2 protein-coding genes are annotated in these 2,050 nt (G+C 69.6%); one reads left to right on the top strand and one right to left on the bottom strand.

Annotation, left to right across the window (positions count from 1 at the left end):
• Positions 1–977, top strand: a 977-nt coding sequence (locus ACQKIP_RS45960) for an MFS transporter (RefSeq protein WP_427745724.1), incomplete at its 5' end; no start/stop codon positions are given.
• A 135-nt stretch (positions 978–1,112) separates the two neighbouring features.
• Here ACQKIP_RS45960 and ACQKIP_RS45955 read toward each other — a convergent pair.
• A partial coding sequence (locus tag ACQKIP_RS45955; RefSeq protein WP_427745723.1) for a serine hydrolase domain-containing protein occupies positions 1,113–2,050 on the bottom strand: 938 nt, incomplete at its 5' end.

The raw sequence follows: 2,050 nt of genomic DNA, 5'->3' as shown, positions 1-2,050 counted from the left end.
CCCTGGGCCGCCGATGGGTCTTCCTGCTTCCCACCCTGGTGGTGGCCGCCCTGGCCATCGCCGCCCAATGTGCCCTTCCCCGGCGCAGTTCGCCCGGTGTGCGACGGGCAGGACGAGAAACGCTGGAGTGGCGCGGCGCGCTCTTGCTGACCGTCGCTCTGGGCACGCTGATGTTCAACCTCTCGCGGATCCCCCGCACCGGATGGCTGACCACCGAGTCCTTGACGCTGTTCACCGTCATGCTCGTCAGCGGAGCCTGCTGGGTCGCCGCGGAGCGACGGGCCACGGCACCCCTGATCGGGCTCCGCCTCCTCGGGCGCCGCGGCGTGTGGAGTTCTGCCGTGGTCGCCGCGGTCCTGGGCGCGGGGTCGGCCGTCCCGGCATACCTGTTCCCGCAGTTGCTAGCGATGCCGTCCCAGGTGGCCGGGTTCGGTTTCACCGCCTCGGCCAGCCAGGTCAGCCTGTACCTGTTCCCGGCCTATCTCTGCGCCATGTTCGTCGGACCACTGTCCGGACAGCTGGTCCGCTGGTGCGGATCCCGTGTGGTCGTCGCCGCCGCGCTGCTTGTCACGGCCGTCGGACTGCTCTTCGCCGTGGCCTGGCACAGCGCTCCCTGGCACGTCGTGCTCGGCTTGGTCGTGGCGATCGGGATCGGCGTGGGTGCCGCCGGTACCGCGCTCTACGCCGGCACCGTCGCGTCGGTGGATCCCTCGGACACCGGTGTCGCGACGTCCGTCAACATGGCCGCGCGCGGGATCGGTGCGGCGCTCGGCGTCCAGATCTCCGCCGCAGTGCTGTCCAGCGACACGAATCCCCTCACCAAGCTGCCCACCGAGGACAGCTTCCGATTCGGATTTCTGCTCGCCGCGATCCTGGTCGTCCTCCCTCTGGCCATCATCGCGTTCCTGCCCGGCCGTGCCGCGGCACCCAGCCGCCCCGGGGTAAGCAGGGCGGCGGATCCCGTACTGGGCTCGTAGGCGCTGTGCTCCGTGACCCGGCAGTCTCCCTGCGGGGTCACGGAGCACAGTGGTCAGGCGAGAAGGGCCCGGAGGTCCGCCGGTCATGTGTCACACACGATCAAGGGGGCAGCTCGATCGGCGTCGAGCACGAGTTCAACGGGTTCGCTCGTAGAGCGTCCCCACGCGGACCAGGGTGGGGCATCCGTTCGCGTCCGGGTCGTAGAACTGCACGGCCGCGAAACCGCCTGCCTGGCCCAGGTCCATGGAGAACCGGCGCTGTTGGCTGTCGATACAGACCAGCGGCAGGGCCTGGCACTCGCCCGGCGTGCGGCCATTGAGCCGGTCCCACGCCGTCAGGCTGGGGGCGGGCGTCGTCCGGAGATAGAGCCGGCCGTCTCGCACGTCGACGTCAACCTGGCCGTTGGGCGATCGGTAGACCCCGGTGAACAGGTCGTTGTCGACCTCGACGGTGGAGTGCGGAGCGTAGGCGGGGGCAGGGCTGTGGACGTCGAAGTGCTCCTGGAGCAGACGTGAGCAGAGCGAGGAGTAGAGCTGGAACCCGGTGGTGCTGTTGGTGAGCACGGCCAGGACGGCCTGCTGCTCGGGAAGGACATACAGGGTTGAGTGCATGCCGAGGTTGGCGCCGCCGTGTGCCAGGACCGGGGCGTCCCCCTGGCGGACGATGGCCCAGCCCAGGCCGTAGTTGGCGTACATCGGGAAGCAGCCCCAGTAGTCGTCGAACTGGGGCTCGCGCATCTCGTGCAGTGTCCAGGGCGACAGGATCCGGCGTCCGTCGGGAGCTGTGCCGTCGATGTGCATCCTGCCGAAGGCGATCAGGGCGTCGATGTCGAGCCACAACCGGGAGCCGGCCGGGCCGTTCTCGGGCCAGGCGCGCAGTCGGGAGACGGGTGCGGTGTTTCCGGTGGCGGAGTCGACGGTGTGCCCCACGGCAGTTGACCGCAGCAGGAGTTCTTCGGCGTCGGCGGTCGCGTTGAGGCCGAGGGGTTGCAGGATGCGTGTGCGCAGGGCGCGGTGGTAGCTCTCTCCGGTGAGCACTTCGATGATCCGTCCTAGGGTGCCCATGCCCATGT

Origin of the sequence: Streptomyces sp. NPDC059900 (assembly GCF_050270335.1) — a bacterium.
Lineage (GTDB): Bacteria > Actinomycetota > Actinomycetes > Streptomycetales > Streptomycetaceae > Streptomyces.
Note: the sequence above shows the minus strand (reverse complement) of the source record. Positions and strands in the feature narration are given on the sequence as shown.